The organism is Ruminococcus sp. N15.MGS-57, assembly GCF_000980385.1.
GTDB classification, from domain to species: domain Bacteria; phylum Bacillota; class Clostridia; order Oscillospirales; family Ruminococcaceae; genus Hominimerdicola; species Hominimerdicola aceti.
Map to the genome: position 1 here is coordinate 50,311 of NZ_LARF01000018.1, position 22,705 is coordinate 73,015.

At 43.1% G+C, this 22,705-nt stretch carries 17 protein-coding genes and 1 other annotated feature; of the genes, 14 read left to right on the top strand and 3 right to left on the bottom strand.

Annotated features, from left to right (window positions below):
• The first annotated feature begins 22 nt into the window (after positions 1–22).
• Positions 23–2,167, top strand: coding sequence for a polyphosphate kinase 1 (ppk1, locus tag WS40_RS05185; RefSeq protein ID WP_046440743.1), 2,145 nt, complete (start codon positions 23–25; stop codon positions 2,165–2,167).
• 86 nt (positions 2,168–2,253) lie between these two features.
• Here the strand turns inward: ppk1 and WS40_RS05190 are convergent, their stop codons facing one another.
• Complete coding sequence (locus WS40_RS05190) at positions 2,254–3,924, bottom strand: 2-isopropylmalate synthase (protein ID WP_046440744.1); 1,671 nt, start codon at positions 3,922–3,924, stop codon at positions 2,254–2,256.
• Between the two features lie 90 nt (positions 3,925–4,014).
• Positions 4,015–4,248, bottom strand: a binding site (T-box leader).
• A gap of 286 nt (positions 4,249–4,534) precedes the next feature.
• On the opposite strand from WS40_RS05190, the gene galT reads away from it, so the two are divergent.
• Genes galT through WS40_RS05205 form a run of 3 tightly spaced genes read left to right on the top strand, consistent with a single transcriptional unit; the run spans position 4,535 to position 9,421 of the window.
• Positions 4,535–6,040, top strand: coding sequence for a UDP-glucose--hexose-1-phosphate uridylyltransferase (gene galT / locus WS40_RS05195; protein ID WP_046440746.1), 1,506 nt, complete (start codon positions 4,535–4,537; stop codon positions 6,038–6,040).
• A gap of 11 nt (positions 6,041–6,051) precedes the next feature.
• Positions 6,052–6,915, top strand: coding sequence for a PIG-L family deacetylase (locus tag WS40_RS05200; RefSeq protein ID WP_325208436.1), 864 nt, complete (start codon positions 6,052–6,054; stop codon positions 6,913–6,915).
• Positions 6,902–9,421, top strand: a complete 2,520-nt coding sequence (locus tag WS40_RS05205) for a YfhO family protein (protein ID WP_046440748.1) — start codon at positions 6,902–6,904, stop codon at positions 9,419–9,421. The genes WS40_RS05200 and WS40_RS05205 overlap by 14 nt, the downstream gene beginning before the upstream one ends.
• Before the next feature lie 119 nt (positions 9,422–9,540).
• On the opposite strand, the gene WS40_RS05210 is transcribed toward WS40_RS05205, so the two are convergent.
• Entirely contained in the window at positions 9,541–10,101 is a 561-nt protein-coding gene (locus tag WS40_RS05210; protein WP_022288290.1) for a TetR/AcrR family transcriptional regulator C-terminal domain-containing protein, read from the bottom strand.
• 187 nt (positions 10,102–10,288) lie between these two features.
• Here WS40_RS05210 and glgB point away from each other — a divergent pair, with 187 nt between their 5' ends.
• From glgB to WS40_RS05225, 3 genes are all read left to right on the top strand, one after another.
• Positions 10,289–12,073, top strand: a complete 1,785-nt coding sequence (gene glgB, locus WS40_RS05215; protein ID WP_046440749.1) for a 1,4-alpha-glucan branching protein GlgB — start codon at positions 10,289–10,291, stop codon at positions 12,071–12,073.
• A 119-nt stretch (positions 12,074–12,192) separates the two neighbouring features.
• On the top strand, positions 12,193–12,885 hold the full coding sequence (locus tag WS40_RS05220) for an iron-sulfur cluster assembly scaffold protein (RefSeq protein WP_022288288.1): 693 nt from the start codon (positions 12,193–12,195) through the stop codon (positions 12,883–12,885).
• A gap of 15 nt (positions 12,886–12,900) precedes the next feature.
• A complete protein-coding gene (locus tag WS40_RS05225; RefSeq protein WP_046440750.1) occupies positions 12,901–13,899 on the top strand; it encodes a GGGtGRT protein in 999 nt (332 codons plus the stop codon).
• A 210-nt stretch (positions 13,900–14,109) separates the two neighbouring features.
• On the opposite strand, the gene WS40_RS05230 is transcribed toward WS40_RS05225, so the two are convergent.
• Positions 14,110–14,646 carry a nitroreductase family protein gene (locus WS40_RS05230; protein WP_022288286.1) on the bottom strand — a complete coding sequence of 179 codons (537 nt, stop codon included), beginning with the start codon at positions 14,644–14,646 and terminating at the stop codon, positions 14,110–14,112.
• Positions 14,647–14,795: 149 nt separating this feature from the next.
• On the opposite strand from WS40_RS05230, the gene WS40_RS05235 reads away from it, so the two are divergent.
• The 7 genes from WS40_RS05235 to dnaG all read left to right on the top strand — a co-directional run bounded on the left by WS40_RS05235 (position 14,796) and on the right by dnaG (position 22,669).
• Positions 14,796–15,497, top strand: coding sequence for an ABC transporter ATP-binding protein (locus tag WS40_RS05235; RefSeq protein ID WP_046440751.1), 702 nt, complete (start codon positions 14,796–14,798; stop codon positions 15,495–15,497).
• Between the two features lie 11 nt (positions 15,498–15,508).
• On the top strand, positions 15,509–17,758 hold the full coding sequence (locus WS40_RS05240) for a hypothetical protein (protein ID WP_046440753.1): 2,250 nt from the start codon (positions 15,509–15,511) through the stop codon (positions 17,756–17,758).
• A 45-nt stretch (positions 17,759–17,803) separates the two neighbouring features.
• Positions 17,804–18,466: an orotate phosphoribosyltransferase gene (gene pyrE / locus WS40_RS05245; RefSeq protein ID WP_046440755.1), complete on the top strand. Its 663-nt coding sequence runs from the start codon at positions 17,804–17,806 to the stop codon at positions 18,464–18,466.
• A gap of 424 nt (positions 18,467–18,890) precedes the next feature.
• Positions 18,891–19,091 carry a 50S ribosomal protein L31 gene (gene rpmE / locus WS40_RS05250; RefSeq protein WP_022288282.1) on the top strand — a complete coding sequence of 67 codons (201 nt, stop codon included), beginning with the start codon at positions 18,891–18,893 and terminating at the stop codon, positions 19,089–19,091.
• A gap of 55 nt (positions 19,092–19,146) precedes the next feature.
• Complete coding sequence (locus WS40_RS05255) at positions 19,147–19,767, top strand: YigZ family protein (protein WP_046440758.1); 621 nt, start codon at positions 19,147–19,149, stop codon at positions 19,765–19,767.
• Positions 19,768–19,886: 119 nt separating this feature from the next.
• Positions 19,887–20,882, top strand: a complete 996-nt coding sequence (locus tag WS40_RS05260; RefSeq protein ID WP_046440760.1) for a deoxyguanosinetriphosphate triphosphohydrolase — start codon at positions 19,887–19,889, stop codon at positions 20,880–20,882.
• A gap of 23 nt (positions 20,883–20,905) precedes the next feature.
• The gene (dnaG, locus tag WS40_RS05265; protein ID WP_046440762.1) at positions 20,906–22,669 is read left to right on the top strand and encodes a DNA primase; all 1,764 of its coding nucleotides are present in this window, start codon (positions 20,906–20,908) and stop codon (positions 22,667–22,669) included.
• Positions 22,670–22,705: the final 36 nt, after the last annotated feature.

Genomic DNA, 22,705 nt, shown 5'->3' on the forward strand with positions numbered 1-22,705 from the left:
AGGAGTTAGGAGAAATAAGAATATGAATAACAAGGTCTACGATAACAGAGAGTTATCATGGCTTAAATTTAACGAGAGAGTTCTTGAAGAAGCTCAGGACAGTGCTACACCGCTTCTTGAAAGATTGCTTTTTCAGTCGATATTTGCGAGCAATCTTGACGAGTTTTTTAGGGTGCGTGTGGGTTCACTTTATGATTCCTCGCTTGTGGACGACGATCATAAAGATAACAAGTCCAAAATGCGTCCATCTGAACAGCTTTCAGCAATATTTGAGCGTGTTCATGAGCTTATACCAATAAAAGATAAGACATACAAAGCTATCTGCGAGGAACTGGAGCTTAAAAATATAGTACATAAAAACATAAAGGCTCTCACTGAACAGGATAAGAAATTTCTTGAAGCTTATTATGCCTATGAGGTCAAGCCGTTCCTTAATGCGTTTATCATTGATAAAAGACACCCTTTCCCGTTTCTTGCAAATCAAAGTATTTATGCGGTCGCAAAACTCGCTTCAAAATCTGCCGTCACAGTGGGTATAGTTAGCTGTAACGAGAAATTTCAGCGTGTGATCTTTCTTCCTGATGACGAGGGGTGCATAAGCTATATCCTTGTAGAGGAGCTTATTCTCCATTATGCTGACAAGGCATTTGAGGGCTATAAAATAGAAGAAAAGGCTCTTATGAGAGTGACACGAAACGCCGACATCGACGTTGACGAGGGCTTTGACTCTGAGCTTGATTTCAGACAAAATATGTCTGAGCTTATCAACAAGCGTAAACGCCTTTGTCCTGTTAGATTGCAGCTTTCAAAACAAATATCCGACACTGTGCTGAACGAACTGCTTTCAAGGTTGGAGCTTTCAGAAAAGCAAGTCTTTGTGGAGAAAACTCCCCTCGATATGTCCTATGTTTTCTCTGTATTTGACAAGGCTGCTGACAGAAAGGAACTTTTCTTCCCGAAACAGGAGCCGCAGCCCTCTGCGATGATAGACCCGTCAAGGTCAATGATAGAGCAAATAGACGAAAAGGATCTTTTTCTGCACTATCCTTATGAGTCCATAAAGCCTTTTATCAGGCTTCTTGACGAGGCGGCAAAGGACGATAGCGTTACGTCTGTCAAAATGACTTTGTATCGTGTGGCGAAGAATTCAAAGGTGATAAAAGCCTTGTGCAACGCCGCTGAAAACGGCAAGGACGTGCTTGTGCTTGTGGAGCTGAGGGCACGTTTTGATGAGGAAAACAATATAGGGTGGTCAAAGCTTCTCGAGGAGTCAGGCTGTCATGTAATGTATGGTCCGCAGGGACTTAAAGTCCATTCAAAGCTTTGTCTTATTACAAGAAAAGTTGGCGACAGCGTTAAGTACACTGTTCAGGTGGGTACAGGAAACTACAACGAAAAGACCGCAGGACTTTATACCGACCTTTGCCTTATGACATCAAACAATGACATTGCTCAGGATGCTTGCGAGGTGTTCAGAACGCTGTCAATGGGCGAGCTTGTGGAAAGCTCAAAGGCACTTATGGTCGCTCCCCACTGTCTGCAAAATAAGGTAGTGGAGCTTATGGATAATGAGATAAGCATTGCAAGAGCAGGCGGTGAGGGATATGTTGCCGCAAAGCTCAATTCTCTTACTGATAAGGTGCTTATGGACAAGATAATAGAATGTTCTCAGGCAGGCGTGAAGGTAGAGCTTGTTATAAGAGGTATATCCTGCCTTGTTGCAGGCGTGGAGGGCGTTACTGACAATGTGCAGATACGCTCAATAGTGGGCAGATATCTTGAACACGCAAGGATATATATTTTCGGCACAGGTGTTCGCAAAAAGGTATACATATCCAGTGCAGACTATATGACAAGAAACACCACAAGGCGAGTTGAGGTCGCCGCACCTATCCTCAGTGAAGAAGTAAAAAAACGTGTCCTCGATATTTTTGACACCCAGATGCAGGACAACGTAAAAGCAAGGATAATGCAGCCTGACGGAAAATATGTCCGTGCAGAGCGTGGAGATATCGCCATTGACGCACAAAGCAGATTTTACGCTGAAGCATACGCCAATGCACCAAAGCCTGCTCCTGTTAATGATGCCAAGGCTGTCGAGCCTGAAAAGGAGAAAAAGGGCTTTTTAGGCTGGCTCAAAAGGCTTTTCAGAAGAAAAAAGAAATAATATAAAATGCGGTCATATTCTATATGGCTGCATTTTTTGTACAAAAAAAGGGACAGACTTTCGCCTGTCCCTTAAATTTTTATTCATTACTTCTTATCTGCAAAAGCATTGTTGATAGCTGAAACAAGTCCCTTGATAGAAGATACGATGATATCTGAGTGTCTGCCGACGCCCCAATACATCTTATCACCGCAGGAAATTCCAACATACGAAACAGCCTCAGATGTTGACTTTCTTTCAAGAGCGTGTTCTGTGTATGTTTCCACGGTAAAATCAAAGTTCAAAGCCTGCTTGATAGCATTTGCCACAGCGTCAAGACGTCCGTTGCCCTCTGCTGTATGATCGTCTGTTACACCGTTTACTGAAGCTGTGATAGCGGCGCAGATAGTGCCGTTCTGCTTCTGAACATAGTGTGCTTCAGGAATGTCAACAGGTGCGCACTTGTTGAGGTACTCGTCCTTGAATATCTTGTAGACCTCATCAGGCATAAGCTCCTCGTGCTTGTGGTCTGAAACAGCCTTTACCTTATAGCCAAAGTCCTCTCTCATCTTCTTTGGAAGATCGTAGCCGAACTGATTTTGGAGGATAAAGCCTATTCCTCCCTTGCCTGATTGCGAGTTTATTCTGATAACGTCACCGTCATACTCTCTGCCAACGTCATGCGGATCGATAGGAAGATAAGGAACTGTCCACTTGTCACAGCTCTTTTCTTTTCTCCAGTTCATGCCCTTTGCGATAGCGTCCTGATGTGAGCCTGAGAATGCAGCGAATACAAGTGCGCCTGAATATGGGCTTCTGTCATAAACCTTCATTCTTGTAACTCTCTCATAAAGCTCTACCAGTGCAGGCATATCTGAGAAGTCCAGCTTAGGATCAATTCCGTGAGTGTACATATTAAGTGCGATAGTAACGATATCGGCATTGCCTGTTCTCTCACCATTGCCGAAACAAGTACCCTCTATTCTGTCAGCACCTGCAAGCAGACCCATTTCGCAGTCTGCCACTGCACAGCCTCTGTCATTATGTGGGTGAAGTGAAACTATAACGTTCTCTCTGTCGTGAAGAGTGTCGCACATATACTCTACCTGCTGAGCATAAACATGAGGCATTGACATTTCAACTGTTACAGGCAGGTTGATGATGACCTTGTTATCAGGTGTAGGCTGCCAGATGTCGATAACAGCGTTGCAGATATCTCTTGCAAACTCAGGCTCTGTGCCTGTGAAGCTCTCAGGAGAATACTCGAATACGATATTGCCCTTTGCGTGCTTCTTATACTCGTTACAGAGCTTTGCACCGTCTGTAGCTATCTTGATTATCTCTTCCTTAGACTTTCGGAAAACCTGCTCTCTCTGTGCAACAGATGTTGAGTTATAAAGGTGGACAACAGCGTTCTTTGCGCCGTCGATAGCTTCAAATGTTTTCTTTATTATATGCTCTCTTGACTGTGTGAGCACCTGAATAGTAACATCATCAGGTATCATGTTCTTCTCAATAAGTGTGCGGCAGAACTCATACTCTGTTTCAGAGGCGGCAGGGAACCCTATCTCTATCTCCTTAAAGCCTATCTCAACGAGCTTTGTGAAAAACTCCAGCTTTTCTTCAAGGCTCATAGGAATGATAAGAGCCTGATTTCCATCTCTCAGGTCAACAGAACACCATGCTGGAGCATGGTCAACATACTCTTTTTCAGCCCACTTCATGCACTTTACAGGAGGCATATAATAGCCTCTCTCATACTTTTCTACGTTTTTCATGTCAGATCCTCCTTATAAATATAAAGCCGATAATTATTTTGATAGTGATGTGGAAAAAGTCATAAAAAAAAATCGCCACTCCTACCAAAAAGGAGAGACGAGCTTTGCCGTGTTACCACTCTCATTCATATACGGCTCACACCGCATATCTCAGCCGCATCTATCAATGCGTATCTCTATAACGGGAGAACCCGTGAGCGGCTAGTAAGATTTCACCGTTCAGGCTCGGGGACGAGTTATCACAAATTCCGCATACCGTCTTGCACCCACCGACGGCTCTCTGTAATGTCAGAACTTTGCTTTTGTTCCTGTCAACGCCTTTGTCATATTGTTTTTATTATACCCATACTTCCCGCTTTTGTCAATAGGACAATTGCCGATTTAACAATTTGTTAATATTCGATGCTAGATCGTTTTTCATAGCATTAAATGTAGGGGCTGGCGTCCCCTGCAAAATAATCTTAAAATATTCTTATTACGCTTTTCAAATGCTTAAAAGTATCTTAATTAGCCTGTCTGTCGGTTGACAAAGAATAAGCAATGGTCTATAATAATAGATGCTGGCTGGGGGGTTACCCCTCATACTTTTGTACAAAAGGGGATCTATAACATGATATTTGAAAGCATTAAAAAGCTTGTAACATATGGTCTGGAAAGCGGACTTATTGAGGAGAGCGACAGAGTTTATACCACAAACAGGCTTCTTGAAGCCCTTGACCTTGAGGAATATGACGAACCAGCGGAGGAGTTTTCTAACGTTGATCTTGAAAGCACTCTCAAAGAGCTTCTCGATTACGCTGTGGAAAAGGGCCTTACAGAAAATTCTATTGTATACAGAGATCTTTTCGACACAAAACTCATGGGGCTTCTTACTCCAAGACCGTCAGAGGTAGACACAAAGTTCTGGGGACTTTACAACCACCAGTCTGCAAAGGTCGCAACTGACTATTTCTACAAGCTTTCGCAGGACACGGACTACATAAGAAGATACAGAGTAAAGAAGGATATGCGCTGGATAGCTCCAACAGAGTACGGCGACCTTGATATAACTATCAATCTTTCCAAGCCTGAAAAAGACCCGAAAGCCATTGCGGCGGCAAAGCTTGCAAAGCAGTCGGGATATCCTAAGTGCCTGCTGTGCTATGAGAACGTGGGATATGCAGGACGAGTGAACTCCCCTGCAAGACAGAACCACCGTGTTATATCCCTTAAAATAAACGGCACAGACTGGGGACTTCAGTATTCCCCATATGTTTATTACAACGAGCATTGTATCCTTTTCAATAAAAAGCATACGCCTATGGTAATAGACCGTTCAGCATTTGAGAAGCTTTTTGACTTTGTCAGACAGTTTCCGCACTATTTCATAGGTTCAAACGCTGACCTGCCTATCGTTGGCGGATCTATCCTTTCGCACGAACATTTTCAGGGTGGTCATTATACTTTTGCAATGGCGAAAGCCCCTGTTGAAGAAAAGATAGTTTTCAAGGGCTTTGAGAACGTTGACGCTGGCATCGTTAAATGGCCTATGTCAGTTATCAGAATAAACAGCGAGGACAAAAACGCTCTCGTTGACCTTGCTGACAAGATACTCAAAGCCTGGAGGGGCTACACCGACGAAGAAGCGTTCATTTACGCTGAAACTGAAGGTGAGCCGCACAACACTATCACCCCTATCGCAAGAATGAGAAACGGCAGATATGAGCTTGACCTTGTGCTTAGAAACAACATCACAACCGAGGAATATCCTCTTGGCGTTTATCACCCCCATCAGGAGCTTCATCATATAAAGAAAGAAAATATCGGTCTTATCGAAGTAATGGGTCTTGCAGTGCTTCCGTCAAGACTTAAAGGCGAAATGGAGAAGCTTGCTCAGGTTCTGGTCACAGAGGGAACAGCGGGTGTACGCCGTGACAAGCTGATAGAAAAGCACGCTGACTGGGCTGAGGAGATATCAAAGAAAAACAATATAACAGCCGAGAACGTTCACGAGGTCTTGCAGAAAGAAATAGGCATCGTGTTCGCAAAGGTGCTTGAACATGCAGGCGTTTATAAGAGAAACAAAGACGGAAAAGCTGCATTTGAAAGATTTATAGACTATGTGAACAACAAGTAATAAAGAAAGAGGTGAACGCCCGTATCTCGCAGAAGAGATCCTGCAAGGGTGCGGGCATTTTTATGCTCAGATTTACAAGACGGCATATAAAGGAAACAGCAATAATTCTGGCAATAGTCATTTTTATAGGCACACTGTGGTTTTTAGGCTATGAAAGACACATAAGAGATACTGTTAATCAGGCTTATGACGTTGCGCCTATATCCGCCATACAGTTACAGCTTGCTTCGTCATCAAAGGCTGATAAGCTTATGATAGTGGCTCACCCTGATGACGAAGTGCTTTGGGGCGGAGGACATCTTTATGATAAAGGCTATCTTGTTGTGTGTGTAACAAACGGAAGAAATAAGGTGCGTTCTCAGGAGTTCAAGGACGTGGTGACTGCCTCGGGCAACGAGTGTATAATGCTTGAATATCCTGATAAAGTCAGGGGTAAGCGTGACGATTGGGCGCTTGTTAAGGACGGTATCGAATCTGACCTTGAAAAGATAATGACCTGCAAGGATTGGAAGCTTATAGCTGTGCATAATCAAAAAGGCGAATATGGTCATATCCACCATGTAAACGTGCATAATTACGTCACTGAGATATACGATAAGAACGATATCCAGTGCGACCTTTACTGCTTTGGCAAGTATTACAAGGCTAGCCGTCTGAAAGTGGTGGGCAACACTTTGCCAAAGATATCAAAAGAGAGATACGAGTTCAAGAAAAAGCTTGCGGATATGTATACCTCTCAAAAGAAAACTGTAAACAAGCTGTGGCATATGGCTTATTATGAGGATTGGACGCTGTATAAACGCTACAGCGAACACCCTGAAATGAAAAAACAAACTGCAACTGCGATGGGAGTGGCTGTGAATGAAGCTCAGTAAGAAAAATATAATACATCTTTGTGTGCTTACGGGGATATATCTTCTGTTTGTCCTTGCGCTCACAAGGTTTAAATACGCCTATGGCTCTGAGCTTGATTGGGGCGGACAGCACTATGCTATCCCTGATTATTTCAGAAAGCTCTTTTACAAAACAGGTGACTTTTTTCCCTCCTTCGCCCCGAACATAGGTTGTGGTGAGAACATCTATAATCTGTCATATTATGGGCTTTATTCGCCTTTAATACTTTTTTCTTATCTTCTGCCCTTTGTGAAAATGTCCACCTATATACAGATAGTATCCATAATAGGCATTATAGCAAGCCTGTGGATATTCTATATATGGATGCGTCAGAAATTCACAGACAACACAGCGTTTGCACTGAGCTTTGTGTTTCTCTTTTCAGCACCCCTTATCTTCCACAGTCACAGGCACATAATGTTCGTGAATTATATGCCGTTCCTGCTTTTAGGTTTTATGGCTATCGAGGATTATTTTGAGGGCAAGAGAAAATACATGGTGACGCTTTGGGCATTTTTGATGCTCATGACAAGCTATTTCTTTGCAGTGTCGGGTCTTGCGGCAATGGCAGTGTATGGCGTTTATCGCTGGCTGAAAATAAATGAAAAGCCAACTTTCAAGAAGTTCTGCAAAGACGGAACAGCATTCGCTTTCAGGCTTATCCTGGCAGTGATAATGGCGTGCGTACTTATCCTGCCGACACTGCACTGTATGCTCTCCGGCAGAGAGGCAGGCAACAGCCATGTTGATCTCAAGTCGTTCATACCAGGTGTAAACTTGAAATTCCTGCTCTATTATCACTACTCAATGGGACTTTGCCTTTTCACAGTGCTTAGCATAATATCGGCGGTGTTCTCAAAACAACGCTATAGAAGATTTCTCGGGATCGTTATGATGGTAATAGCCACCTGCCCTATAATAGTCTATATGTTAAACGGCACACTGTATGTTGACCCGAAAGTTCTTATACCTTTCCTTCCTCTTGGTATGCTCCTTTTCGGACACACCTATTTTGATATAATAAGAGGAAAGCTAAAGCTTAAACCACTTGCAGTGATAACCCTTTTAGTTGCATTGGCAGGAGTTTTCTGGTTCAAAACCACCAAAAAAGTGGAGTTTTATATTATCGCTGACTTTGTTGTGCTTATGTCGAGCCTGTTTGTATACAGACGTTGCAAAAAAGAATTCATACTTAATATAGGAATGTCCCTTTGCCTCGTGGTATCCACAGTATATGCAAACTTTGCAGACGAGCTTGTGCCTTTAAGAGAGCTTGAATATGATAACAGCAGTGATATGAATACACTTGCAGATTATGTCGGCTCGCAAGAGGAGATATCGAGAACTTCAAACTGCGTTGACGAAGTGAACACAGTGAACATGATATATAATGCAGATTATTACACCATGTCAATATATTCCTCACTGCACAATAAAGATTACAACAAATTTTATTACAGCGAGATATACAACGAAAATTCATACCGCAACACTTCCCTGACCACTCAGACACGAAGCCTTATTGCTGATATGTATTTTTCAAACAGATATCTTATCACTGACGACCCGGTAAAGGCAGTGTCAGGCTACAAGAAGATAAAAGAGAGCGGAAGCCTTTCACTTTATGAAAACAATGACGTTCTGCCTTTCGGATATGCTACCAATGCTCTTATCGGCAGAAAAGAATATAATTCCCTGAATTATCCTTACTCAGTGGAAGCTCTTTTCAATAATATAATAGTTGAGGATAAGACGGAAAAGTCATTTTCATCTGATATCAAAAAGGTACGCTCCATCAACTTTACAGAGTGCGACCAGATAAAGCGTGAATGGGGAAAATACACCATTGACGCTAAAAAGCCTTTCACTCAGGAGATAACGCTTCCCGAAACGCTCACAAACAACGAGATAATGTTTGTATCTTTCAATGTGAACAACGATATAAAGGGTGGCAGAAAGGACGCTTGGGTGTCCATAAACGGCAATAAAAACAAGCTCACTGCACCTGATTGGAAGTATTACAATAATAACAGACGTTTTGAATATGTCATAACCACAGGTCAGGACTATAGTGCAGACAGCGTTAAAGTGAATTTCTCTGACGGCAAGTATGAGATAACCAACGTTCGCTGTTATGTCATCGACAAAGACAGCCTTGTGCGTGACGTTGACCCGTTCATGATAGACAAGAAGACCTCTCACGGAAATGTGATAAACGGCACTATAGACGTTAAAAATGACGGCTATTTCACCATTTCCATTCCGTATACCGACGGCTTCACCGCCGAGATCGACGGCAAAGAAGTGCAGTGTGAAAAGACCGACACTGCATTCCTTGGCTTCAAGATACCAAAGGGCAGACACAGCATAAAGATAACCTTTACCGCACCTTTGCTCCACGAGGGTATAGTTCTCTCAGGGGCAGGCTTGCTGATATTCATAGCATTCGTTATTATTGACAGAAGAAAATCAAAAGCTTCAAAGTAGGAAAAAAATAAAAGCGACAGAAATCTGGATCTGTCGCTTTTTTTGTCGTATGTTTAGGTTTGTCTATTCACTTATTACATAAAATATGATAAAATAACAAAGTGATTGTGTGACTTTTGTCAAAGGTTCTGTCTGAATCCCTCACCAATGGTAACATTTTCGTATGCAAGCTCACGCATTTTCAGCATTACGTCATGTGGAGTTTCTCTCATTCCGCCCGTTGCCCAATCTATTATTATTCCGCAATAGCCATGAGAATAAAAATCGGCAAAGAACTTCGCCTTATCGGAACGCTTTCTGGTTATAGCAACAGCGTGATAGAAAAATCTGATGAACAGCTTGTGCATACTTCTGAAAAGATAATGCTCGAATATCTTTTCGTTGCTTTTTAGCGTGTTTGAGTAAAAGCGCTTGTCTTTGAGCATATTTACGAGAAATCCTTCAAGACGCTCATACCAGTTGTCGTAGTTTACGCCTTTTGTGATGTCAGCGAAAAGCTCGTGAAGATAGATATAGCTCAGAAGCTCATATTTATCCTGAAAATGGTAATAAAAAGACTGGCGGTTAAGACCGCACTCTCCTGTTATATCGGATATGGATATTTTATCAAAGGGTTTTTGCTCGCAGAGTTTTTTCAGTGAATCACACAAAGCACTTTTGGTTATCGCAGAGCTTGACATTTAACTACATTCCTTTCAGATTCATAACGACAAAAGGCCTTTTTTGAGGAAAAATCAGACTAAACTGAATTAATGTCAAAAAAGCAGACAATTTGCGCTAACTTTTATTATATCATAAATTTATGAAATTTCAATAACTTTTTATAAATATTTTATCATTATCATATTTTTCACAGGGGGAAACGGCATGAAAGACAATATCATCACAGAATTTATAAATGGTCAAAGCTGTAGAGCGTATGAAGCCCTGGGGGCAGTAAAAATAGAGAACGGCATAAGATTTTCCACCTATGCGCCCCATGCAAGAAAGGTAGAGCTTTGCCTGAATGGAGATATTATCCCTATGGAATGCGATGAACGTGGGGTATGGAGCGTTGAACACCCTGCAAAAGAGGGTGACATTTATCAGTATGTTATCACAACGCCTACTCTTGAAAAGCACTACCGCTCAGACCCATTTGCGGTGTACAGCGAGGTAAGACCGAAAAATGCGTCTGTGGTGTATGATATCGACAGCTATAACTGGAATGACCAAGAATGGCTCTCAAAGCGTGACAAATGCTATGAAAAGCCTATGAACATATATGAGGTGCATTTCGGCTCGTGGCGCATAAAAGAGGGAAAAGAAGAAACCGACCGCTTTTACACCTATGAAGAAATGATAGACCTGCTCATACCTTATGTAAAGGAAATGGGCTATACCCATATCGAGCTTCTGCCACTGACGGAATATCCTTATGACGGCTCATGGGGCTATCAGGTGTCGGGATATTTCTCCGCAACCAGCCGTTACGGCGACCCTAGAGGGCTTATGAAGTTCATAGACGCTTGTCATGCGGAAAATATCGGCATTATTCTGGACTTTGTACCCGTACATTTTGTCCGTGATTTCTATGCCCTGCACATATATGACGGAAGCTTCCTCTTTGAAAGCGACAATGAGTATGACAGATACTCCGAGTGGAGTACTGCCCTGTTTGACTACACAAAGCCTCATGTGCTTAGCTTTGTAAAATCCTCAGTTAATTTCTGGATAGAAAAATATCATGTTGACGGATTGAGATATGACGCAGTTGCAAACCTTATCTATCGTCACGGCCACACTGATGACGCTGTGAACGACAGCGGTATATGGTTCTTGAAGAACACTAATTACACCATTCAGAAAATGCACCCTGACGTTATGCTTTTCGCAGAAGATTCCACAAACTACACAAAGGTCACTGCCCCTGTAGAGTTCGGCGGTCTTGGCTTTGACTATAAATGGGATCTGGGCTTCATGAACGATACCATCAATTATATAAAGACTCCGCCTTTTGAACGCAGAAATCATCACAATAAAATGACTTTCTCCATGAGTTATTTCTATAATGACCTTTTCATTCTTCCTTATTCCCACGACGAGGTAGTTCACGGCAAGAAAACCATGGTGGATAAGGTGTTCGGCAGTCAGCAGGAGCAGTTTGCTACCATAAGAGCACTGTATACTTTCCAGTTCACTCACCCTGGCAAGAAACTCAACTTCATGGGCAACGAGCTTGGCGAATATCTTGAATGGCGTGATGAAAAAGAGCTTGGCTGGAATTTGCTCACATATCCTATACACGATTCATTACACGAGTATGTGAAAGCACTCCACAAGCTTTATCTTGAACAGCCTGCACTGTATAAGTCCGACTATAATTCCACATCTTTCCGCTGGATAGACGCAGACAACAAAAATCAGTGCATTTATGCCTACCGCAGAAGCGACCCTTCCGGCAAGACGCTTTATATGGTGTTCAATTTTTCCGGAAGCTATCAGAACTATAGCCTGAAGGTCGAGCAAAACGGAGCCTACAAAGAGCTTCTCAACTCTGACCGTGATATTTATAGTGGATCAAACTGCATAAACAGCGGTCTTTATACCACAAACTATAAGCTGCCACTCAGACTCGCACCTCTCAGCAGCGTTATAATTACCACAGAATGAGAAAAAAATATTAAAAATCATAAAATACTATTGCAAAATGGCGAAATATGCGTTATAATATGAGTGTATGTAATATACAACATTTACACCAAAATCATTTGAGAGGAGTTATGTAAATAATGGTTTATTCTCACGAAGTTGAAACAATGTGCCCTATCGCTCAGGGCGTTGCTCACGGTGCAGCTCCAATTCCAGAAGAAGCAAAGTGGGTAAAAGCTAAGGAAATCAAGGATATCTCAGGCTTTACACACGGTATCGGCTGGTGTGCTCCACAGCAGGGCTGCTGCAAGCTGACACTTAACGTAAAAGAGGGCGTTATCCAGGAATGTCTCGTTGAAACTATCGGCTGCTCAGGTATGACACACTCTGCTGCTATGGCATCAGAGATCCTTCCAGGCAGAACAGTTCTCGAGGCTCTTAACACAGACCTCGTTTGCGACGCTATCAACACAGCTATGAGAGAGCTTTTCCTCCAGATCGTTTACGGTCGTTCACAGAGTGCATTCTCTGAGGGCGGTCTTGTAGTAGGCGCTGGTCTTGAGGACCTTGGTAAGGGACTTCGTTCACAGGTAGGTACTATGTATGGTACACTTGCAAAGGGTCCTAGATACCTTGAAATGACAGACGGCTATGTTACAGGTCTTGCACTTAACGAAGATGACGAGATCATCGGCTACAAGTTTGTAAACTTCGGCAAGATGATGGACTTCATCAAGGCTGGCGACGATGCTAACACTGCTTTTGAAAAAGCACAGGGTCAGTACGGTAGAGTAGCTGACGCTGTTAAGATCGTTGACCCAAGAAAAGAATAAGGAGGATTTGTTACAATGGCTTTATTTGAATCATATGAGAGAAGAGAAAAGCAGATCCTTGCTGTTATCAATCAGTACGGTATCAACACTATCGAAGAGTGTGCTGACGTATGCAAGGCTAAGGGTCTTGACATTTATAAGCTCGTTGAGGGCATTCAGCCTATCTGCTTTGAGAACGCTAAGTGGGCTTACACAGTAGGCTGCGCTATCGCTATCAAGAAGGGCTGCACAAGAGCTGCTGACGTTGCTGCTGCTATTGGCGAGGGACTTCAGGCTTTCTGTATCCCTGGTTCTGTAGCTGACCAGAGAAAGGTTGGTCTTGGTCACGGTAACCTCGGCAAGATGCTTCTTGAAGAGGACACAGAGTGCTTCGCATTCCTCGCAGGCCACGAATCATTCGCTGCCGCTGAGGGTGCTATCGGTATCGCTGAGAAGGCTAACAAGGTTAGAACAAAGCCTCTGAGAGTTATTCTTAACGGTCTTGGCAAGGACGCTGCACAGATCATCGCTAGAATCAACGGCTTCACATATGTTGAAACAGAAATGGATTACTACACAGGCGAAGTTAAGGAAGTATTCCGCAAGGCATACTCTGACGGTCTGAGAGCTAAGGTAAACTGCTACGGTGCTAACGATGTTACCGAGGGCGTTGCTATCATGTGGAAAGAGAACGTAGACGTTTCTATCACAGGTAACTCAACAAACCCAACAAGATTCCAGCACCCAGTTGCAGGTACATACAAGAAGGAAAGACTTGAGAAGGGCAAGAAATACTTCTCAGTAGCTTCAGGCGGAGGAACAGGTAGAACTCTGCACCCAGATAACATGGCTGCTGGTCCTGCTTCTTATGGTATGACAGATACAATGGGAAGAATGCACAGCGACGCTCAGTTTGCTGGTTCTTCTTCAGTTCCTGCACACGTTGAGATGATGGGTCTTATCGGTATGGGCAACAACCCAATGGTTGGTGCTACAGTTGCTTGCGCAGTTGCAGTTGAAGAGGCTATGAAGTAAGGTTTTAAGCCAATTCACAAGTTTTGTAATGGGACAACGATAAGACTTCGTGTTCAAAAGAATATCAGTAAGGCGTTAGATTTTGTTCTAACGCCTTATTTTTATGCAAAAAAAGACCTCCCCATGCTGTAAGAAAGGTCTGACGACCAAACTAAAGCGCAGGAAGGTCAATATCACAAATACAAGCTAAAAAACTGCATAACTCCCATATTAAAAGAACTTTGCAATATCCTCAACAGCTCTCCTTTTAGGTCTGGCAGGGGCTTCTGCTGGATAGCCAACGGCTATAACCGATACTACGATCTCGCTTTCAGGTATTTCAAGCACCTCACGGAGCTTTTCTCCGTCCCTGATGCCCATTACAAGCGAGCCTAAGCCAAGCTCAGCCGCTTTGAGAAGAAGTATCTCATTGTGCAGACCAAGATCGTAAAAGCCCCAGCCATTGCCGACTTCATTATCAGGATCACCCTCTTTGTCAAAACCTGCTCTTGTGTGTACAAAAGTCGTTACAAGAAGCGCTGCATTTTCGGACCTTTCTCTGTTAAATCCAGGCAAGCACTCCTCTCTTACCCTCTTTGTCATCTCGTCGCTGAGAACACAGTAATACCTTGCAGTTTCAGAGTTTTTCCACGATGGTGCTTCTGTTGCGGCAGCTATGAGCGTTTCTATCTGCTCTTTTGTTACCTTTTTACTGCCGTCATATTTTCTTATGCTTCTTCTGCTTTCAATAAGCTTCTGAAATTCCATTTATATCTCTCCTTGTCAAAATGTGAGGCCCACGCCTATTTCAGATACAATTATAACATATCACTTCCACCATTTCAAGTAGCAAAAGCCCTTGAAATGTTCATATTATTGTGATACAATAACGTAAAGACAATATGGGGGTGCAGACTATGAGCTTTGTAAAATTCGAGAACGTTTATAAAAGATACATAATGGGCGAGATAACCATAAATGCCGCAGACGGTGTTTCATTTGAGATAGAAAAGGGCGAATTTGCTGTTATAGTAGGCGCAAGCGGTGCTGGAAAAACTACTATACTTAATATGCTCGGCGGCATGGATACCTGCGACGAGGGCAAGATCCTTGTTGACGGCAAGGACATTGCCACTTTTAATAAAAAGCAGCTCACAACATACCGCAGATATGACATAGGCTTTGTTTTTCAATTCTATAATCTTGTGAATAATCTTACTGCTAAGGAAAATGTAGAGCTTGCCACACAGATATGCGCACATGCCTCACAGCCTGAAGAAGTGCTGAAAAAAGTGGGACTTGAGGACAGAATGAACAACTTCCCCTCCCAGCTTTCAGGCGGCGAGCAGCAGCGTGTTTCTATCGCACGAGCATTGGCGAAAAATCCTAAGCTTCTTCTTTGCGACGAACCAACGGGCGCTCTTGATTACAACACAGGCAAAAATATCCTCAGACTTTTGCAGGATACCTGCCGAAATGACGGTGTGACAGTTATAGTCATCACACACAACTCCGCTATCGCACCAATGGCTGACAGAGTTATAACCGTCAAAAACAGCAAGGTAGACAAAGTTGAGATAAACAAAGATCCTGTTGACGTTTCTACTATCGAATGGTAACGGAGAAATATATGAAAATTCTTTCACCTGTCAAATACGAATATGGCAATCTGAAAATAGGCGGAGGCGGCTTTGTGACAGGTATCACTTTTCACCCCACCGACAGCAGAACGCTGTATATCCGCACTGACATAGGCGGTATCTACCGCTATGACTTTGATAAACAAACTTGGGCGTATCTGGCAGACAAAGTTACCGCAGACGACCCTGCACAGACCTATCCCCTTGCAATAGCCCTTGATGAAAATGACCCCAATAAGCTGTTTTTCACATGCGGAGATAAACGTTCAAATTATATCTGCATATCTGATGACAAGGGAGAAAATATAATACAAAAGGCACTGCCATGCAGCGTTCACGGAAATGAAGTTGGCAGAGCCACAGGTGACAGACTTATTTACAAAAACGGCAGGGTGTATTTCGGCTCTCAGACCGCAGGAATTATCTATTCTGAGGATATGGGCGATAGCTGGCAAAGCGTAGACCTGTTTGGCGAGAAAAACATCTCGCTTATATGGACAGACAGTGAGGGCAAACTTTTTATAGCAGGCTGTTCAGGTGAAGCAAACTCCCCTGACGGTGTAACAAGAGGTCACACTCTGTATTGCTCCACAGACGGCTTGAAAAGCTTCGTTCCCCTCACCGCCCCCCCTGTGAAATATGAAAACTCCTCCTATTATGGCTTCGTGCCACAGCGTATCACCAGCGACAGCAGATATATATACATCACTTTTGCTTCAAGCGGAGAAGTATTCTACGGTGGCATGGGTGCTTATGCTTGCGACACAGGCTCGCTTTCAGGCGGCAAGGTATACAGATACCGCATCGAAAATGGAGTGACTGTTTTTGACAAAGACATCACCCCCGAGGACCATATCCCATGCGGCTACAGCGGAATATGTTCCAACGGCAAAATGCTTTTGCTATCAACTGTCTGCCGAAAAAATGGCGGAGATATAATCTATACAAGCACCGACAGCGGTGAAAACTGGAAGATAATAATGAATGGTCTTAACTACAACCGCTTCGATTGGAATATCCCATACATGAAACCACGATACAACGGCGGCGGAAACTGTGTCCACTGGATAAGCGACATAAAGCTTTCACCTTTTGACAGCGACACAGCCTTGTTCAACACAGGAACAGGTCTGTTCATGATAACAGGTCTTGCAAGCGGAGATGTGCTTGTCAAACCATTCTGCGAGGGCATCGAGGAAACTGTTCACCTTAATGTATACACCACTCCCCATGGCAGGAATCGCATTATAGATATCATTGGCGACCTTGGAGGCTTTGCCTTTGAAGATTATGACAGTGAGTGCGAAAATTCCTTTGCAAACGAAAATGGCGACCGCTACATCACCTGCCTTAATGCTGATCTCACCCTCAGCGACCCCGAATACATCGTCGCAACTCCCCGTGGCAACTGGACGGGCAAAACAAAAGGTGGTCTGATCTTATCCAAAGATTGCGGTTCAACATGGGAAAGACTTCCCATGCCCCGTGGGCTTTCTGAGTTTATAGACAAAAAACTTGACAACATCGAAAAGCCTAATGTAGACTCAGGTTGGACAGCGATATCTGCCGACGGCAAACGCATAATGTGGGCTGTTGCAGGCGGCAGAGGCTTTTCTAACAAGGCTGTCTGCTATACCGACGATGAGGGCAAAACATGGCAAAAGTCCATTTTTACGGACAGCAGTGGAAACTCAGCAGATGAACACAACGTAAAAATTTTCTCGGACTATTACAACAGCGATCTTTTCTTCGCCATAGCAGAACGAGAAAATCTGGGGCTTTACATCAACCGTGACAAAGGTGCGACTTTCAGAGAAGTGTCCATAAAAACGGACATAAAGTGTCCACGATACGCTCACTATCAGCTTTCAAGACAGCCAGATAAAAGCGGAGTATTCTGGCTTGCAAACGGCATAAAAGGACTTTACCGCTTTGAGATAAAGAGTGACAGCGTGGGTATAAGTGATATTCTCCCTGAGGACAGGATTAACTGCATAGGCTTTGGAAAAGGGCTTAAGGAAACTCCTGCAATGTATGTCACAGGAAATATCAGTGGTGAATACGGCTTTTATATTTCTGATGATCTTGGCGAAAGCTTCGCACGTATAAACACCGATAGACAGCAATACGGCGTTATACACTCAATATGCGGAGATATGCGAGAACACGGCGTTTTCTGCCTTGCCACAGGCTCTCACGGACTTATGTTCGGCAGACAAAAAAACCTTGCAAAGCCGTGAAAAATGTGGTATAATCAAAGTAACATAATTGAAAGGAAGTTCAATATGACCTACAAGGAAGAATTTATAAAATTTATGGTAGACAGCGGAGTTCTCACATTTGGCGACTTCACTCTTAAAAGTGGCAGAAAAGCTCCGTATTTCATCAACTGCGGAAACTATAAAACAGGTGAACAGCTTGCAAAACTGGGCGGCTTTTACGCTGATTGCATAGCTGACAACAAAATACCTGTTGAAACACTTTTCGGACCTGCATATAAGGGTATTCCTCTTGCTGTTTCAGCCGTTATCGCGCTTGCAACAAAGTATGGCATTAACGTTTCTTACTGCTTTGACAGAAAGGAAGCTAAGGATCACGGCGAGGGCGGAATGTTCGTTGGAAAGAAGCTTGCAGACGGAGAAAAGGTAATAATCATCGACGATGTTATGACATCTGGCAAGGCTCTCAGAGAGTCAATGCCAAAGCTCAAAAGTGCCGCAGACGTAAACGTAACAGGCATGGTGATAACAGTTGACAGAATGGAAAAGGCACTGGATACTGACCTTTCAGCTGTTGAACAGGCTTATAAAGACTTTGGCGTAAAGGTATACTCTATCGTAAACATCAACGATATCATCAAGGCTATTCAGGACGGTGTTGTTGAGGGCAAAGAGTATCTTGACAAAATGCTGGAATACCGTGCAGCATACGGAGTTGACCACGAATAATAAGCCTGCATTGAGAAAAATTTAAGGTTATTTTAAAGTTACAAATTGAAATAATTTGTAACAGTATTGTAGTGAAATGTAACTTGTCTGTTCTTGAAGTTACAGCCCCTAAAGGCTATAATATGTAATGTAGAACAGAGAAAGAAAAAGAATGTAAACACTAAGATCAAACTCTTAGCTCGTTTCATCCTCTCCAAAATTTTTACACAAGCAAAGGGCAGCCAATGGGTTGCCTTTTTGTTTTGTCGAAATGGGCAGGATAATTGTAAAAAAAGTGTTAAGTGCTTGACAAGTGACGTATATAATGGTATAATAATAAAGCTGATTTGTTCAGCATATTGATAAATACTACATAGAACTACTGTCTAAACTGAAATGATGGGCTTCTATGAGTCATAATTTTAGTTTGGAAGGAGGAAGTCAAATGAGAGAAGGAATTCACCCAAAGTATGAGGAAACAACAATTACTTGCGCATGCGGTAATGTTATCCATACTCGTTCTACAAAGAAGGATATCAAGGTTGAAATTTGTTCTAAGTGCCACCCATTCTACACAGGTAAGCAGAAGCTCGTAGATACAGGCGGACGTGTTGACAGATTCAAGAAGAGATTTAATCTTGACTAATTTTCAAAGGGAACGGATAATTCCGTTCCTTTTTTCTTTTATATGAGGAAACCAAATGGGATATACAACAATCTATGAGGAAGCTCAGGCGAGCTTTACGGAGAAAAAGTCCGAATTTATCGGGCATATCGCACCTGTCAGCACCGCTGATGAGGCTGTCGCATTTATAAACAGGATAAAAGCCGAAAACCGCAAGGCTAGGCACAACGTTTATGCCTATGTATTGAGAGAGGGTAACGTTTCACGATACAGCGACGACGGTGAGCCACAGGGTACAGGCGGAGTGCCTGTGCTTGATGTAATAAACAAATCTGGGCTTACAGACGTTTGTGTGGTGATGACACGATATTTCGGTGGAATACTTTTGGGGGCAAGCGGTCTTACAAGAGCCTATTCTCAAGGTTGTTCAATGGCGGTGAACGCTGCAAGAAAAATGAAAATGTGTGAGTGTTCAAGAATATCCTTTTCCTGCGACTATACACTTTATGGCAAGGTCAGCTATGCACTGCCCGAATATGGCGTGATAATGGAAAAAGAGGACTTTGCCGATTCTGTAGATCTTGCGTTTCTTGTGAAGTCTGAATTATCAGACAAGCTGAAAAAACAGCTTACGGATATATCCTGCGGCAAGCTTGAATTGTCAGAAGAAACAAATCTTCTCGCTGATTTTGCATGAGATTTGTGCGATTATACAAAAACATTCAGCCTTTATGTAAAAATAAAGGCTTTTTTGAACTATTATAGTATATATTATATAGAGTTAGTATGTTTTATATACTGTAAGGGGGAATTTTTGTGCTGCCGAGAGAACAAACCGAGTTGTTTGAAAAACAACTTCTGAGCGAAAACGCCTGCTTGTCTGTTGATTCAAAAGGGCGTAAAGAGCCTTGCGAACCTTGTCCGCTGAGGACGTGTTTCCAGCGTGACCGTGACAGGATACTTCACTGCAACTCTTTCAGACGGCTGAAGCATAAAACTCAGGTCTATCTGTCCCCTGCAGGCGACCATTATAGAACACGACTTACTCATACACTTGAGGTAAGTCAGATCGCACGGACTATCTCACGAGCTTTGCGGCTCAACGAAGATCTCACCGAAGCTATCGCACTGGGTCATGACCTTGGTCATACGCCTTTTGGTCATGCAGGAGAAAGGGCTCTCAACGAGCTTAGCCCTGACGGCTTTCACCATTATGAGCAAAGCCTGCGTGTAGTGGATATTTTGGAAAAAGACGGCAAGGGTCTTGACCTCACAGAAGAAGTCCGTGACGGAATATTAAAGCACACTAACATGATAGCCGACACGAAAGAGGGCTATGTTGTGCGATTTGCAGACGTTATCGCCTATATAAATCACGATATCGACGATTCCGTTCGTGCAGGCATTATGACCGAGGAGGATATCCCGAAAAACATCACAAAGATTCTTGGCGGATCCAAGTCTGAGAGGATAACCACTCTTGTGACCTCGCTTATCAAGGGCGGAGCCGAAAGCCTGCATATGGACGACGAAGTGAGTGACGCCTACACTGCACTGCATAGATTTATGTTTGACTTTGTGTACACAAATCCAAAGTGCAAATCAGAAGAAGTCAAGGCTAAAGACATGATAGCAAAGCTCTATGACTACTATGTTCATCATATCGAAAAGCTGCCTGCCTTTTATATGAATCTCGCCTATCAGTTCGGAATTGACCGTGCTATCTGCGATTACATATCAGGCATGACAGACGGCTTTGCCATTGAGACCTTTAAAAATCTGTTTATCCCATTGGGGTGGACAAAGTATTAGCGCATACCCAAGGAGGAAGAAATTTGCCACTGCCTATAGATTTTATAGAAAGACTTAAAGCTGCCAACCCTATCGCAGAGGTCATGAGCAGCTACGTCACCCTCAAAAGAACAGGCAGAGATTATGTTTGCCTCTGCCCTTTTCACAACGAAAAAACCCCGTCCTGCCATATTCACCCTGACAAAGAGTATTTTCACTGCTTTGGCTGCGGAGCAGGCGGAGATGTTATCACTTTTACAATGAAGTACAATAATCTGGACTATTGGGAAGCTGTCAAGCTCCTTGCAGAACGTGGCGGAGTGCCGCTTCCGGAGGATAACGGCTATGACAGCAAGCGCACCGATACCAGAAAGCGCTTCTATGAAATGAATAAAACAGCCGCAAGGTTTTTCTATCATCAGCTAAAGACACCACAGGGCAAGGAATGTCTTGACTATCTTATAAACAAACGTAAGCTCAGTATTGAAACCATAAAGAAATATGGAATGGGCTTTGCTCCAAACAGTTGGTCTGCCTTGAAAAGCTATATGCTCTCTGAGGGCTTTACCGAGGAAGAATTGGAGCAAGGCTCGCTTATCTCACGTTCACAGAAGAATACCCGAAATACGTTCGATTTCTTCGTAAATCGTGCAATGTTCCCTTTTATCGACCTTGCAGGTCATATAGTGGGCTTTGGCGGAAGAGCGCTCACACCTGACGATAAGAGAAAATACCTTAACTCAAAAGATACCCTTGTGTATTCAAAAAACAGATTTCTTTTCTCCATGAACTTCGCCAAAAACGCCGCAGTGAAAGATAAGACCATTCTTCTGTGTGAGGGTAACCTTGACGTTATTTCCCTTAATCAGGCAGGCTTTGAGAACGCCGTAGCTTCCTGCGGAACTGCGCTCACCCCTGAACAGGCGAAGATAATATCCAACTACGCAGACAACGTTGTCATATGCTATGACGCAGATGGCGCAGGTCAGAAAGCCACAACGAGAGCAATAAAAATTCTCGGTGAGACCGGTCTTAAAACCACCGTTATAAAAATGAACGGTGCAAAAGACCCTGATGAGTACATAAACAAATTCGGAGCAGACCACTTTCGCCATTTGCTGAAAAAATCAGACGGTGCAATAGAGTTTGAGCTAGAAAAATGCAAAGACGGCATTGATATGGACACTGATATAGGCAGGATAGATTATCTCAAAAAAGCCTATAAAGTCCTTGCGGATATAAGCTCCCCTACTGAGCGTGAGATATACGCAAAAAAGGTGGCGGCTGAACAGAATGTGAGCATCACAACTGTCAATGCAGAACTTAATGCTATACTTAAAAACCGTCGCTATCAGTATAGCAAAAAGGAATGGACTCGCACTATAACCTTCGCTGACAAGCGTGACACCATAAACCCCGAAGCCAATGAACACAGACGAGAATCCGCCGCTGAAGCGGGTATCATATATTATCTCTACAATAATCATGACGCCTGCGGAGATGTTCTCAAAAGGCTTCCGCCCGACAAATTCGTTACCAGCTTCAATAGGCGTGTTTACGAAAGCCTGACGAGCAAGATAACCGATTTGCAGGATTGCTCTGTATCATCTTTTAATGGTGAATTTTCACCCGAGGAAGTGGGTAAGATAACGGAGATACTGGAAAAATACAGCGAACTGGGCATTGACGCCAAGGTCGCTGAGGATTATATAAATGTGCTTTTAAACTACAAACCGAAGGAGAAACAGGAGGATATATCCGACGATGACTTCTTCAAAAAGTTTGAGGAAATGCGCAAAAAGAATTAGCAAAGATCAACCGATGTAAAAATTGAGATTGGAGTG

What these genes read in the sequence shown, in the direction of transcription:
- ppk1 (WP_046440743.1), top strand. Translation starts at nt 23, where the DNA reads ATGAATAACAAGGTCTACGATAACAGAGAGTTATCATGGCTTAAATTT.
- WS40_RS05190 (WP_046440744.1), bottom strand. Translation starts at nt 3,924, where the DNA reads ATGAAAAACGTAGAAAAGTATGAGAGAGGCTATTATATGCCTCCTGTA.
- galT (WP_046440746.1), top strand. Translation starts at nt 4,535, where the DNA reads ATGATATTTGAAAGCATTAAAAAGCTTGTAACATATGGTCTGGAAAGC.
- WS40_RS05205 (WP_046440748.1), top strand. Translation starts at nt 6,902, where the DNA reads ATGAAGCTCAGTAAGAAAAATATAATACATCTTTGTGTGCTTACGGGG.
- WS40_RS05210 (WP_022288290.1), bottom strand. Translation starts at nt 10,101, where the DNA reads ATGTCAAGCTCTGCGATAACCAAAAGTGCTTTGTGTGATTCACTGAAA.
- glgB (WP_046440749.1), top strand. Translation starts at nt 10,289, where the DNA reads ATGAAAGACAATATCATCACAGAATTTATAAATGGTCAAAGCTGTAGA.
- WS40_RS05220 (WP_022288288.1), top strand. Translation starts at nt 12,193, where the DNA reads ATGGTTTATTCTCACGAAGTTGAAACAATGTGCCCTATCGCTCAGGGC.
- WS40_RS05225 (WP_046440750.1), top strand. Translation starts at nt 12,901, where the DNA reads ATGGCTTTATTTGAATCATATGAGAGAAGAGAAAAGCAGATCCTTGCT.
- WS40_RS05230 (WP_022288286.1), bottom strand. Translation starts at nt 14,646, where the DNA reads ATGGAATTTCAGAAGCTTATTGAAAGCAGAAGAAGCATAAGAAAATAT.
- WS40_RS05235 (WP_046440751.1), top strand. Translation starts at nt 14,796, where the DNA reads ATGAGCTTTGTAAAATTCGAGAACGTTTATAAAAGATACATAATGGGC.
- WS40_RS05240 (WP_046440753.1), top strand. Translation starts at nt 15,509, where the DNA reads ATGAAAATTCTTTCACCTGTCAAATACGAATATGGCAATCTGAAAATA.
- pyrE (WP_046440755.1), top strand. Translation starts at nt 17,804, where the DNA reads ATGACCTACAAGGAAGAATTTATAAAATTTATGGTAGACAGCGGAGTT.
- rpmE (WP_022288282.1), top strand. Translation starts at nt 18,891, where the DNA reads ATGAGAGAAGGAATTCACCCAAAGTATGAGGAAACAACAATTACTTGC.
- WS40_RS05255 (WP_046440758.1), top strand. Translation starts at nt 19,147, where the DNA reads ATGGGATATACAACAATCTATGAGGAAGCTCAGGCGAGCTTTACGGAG.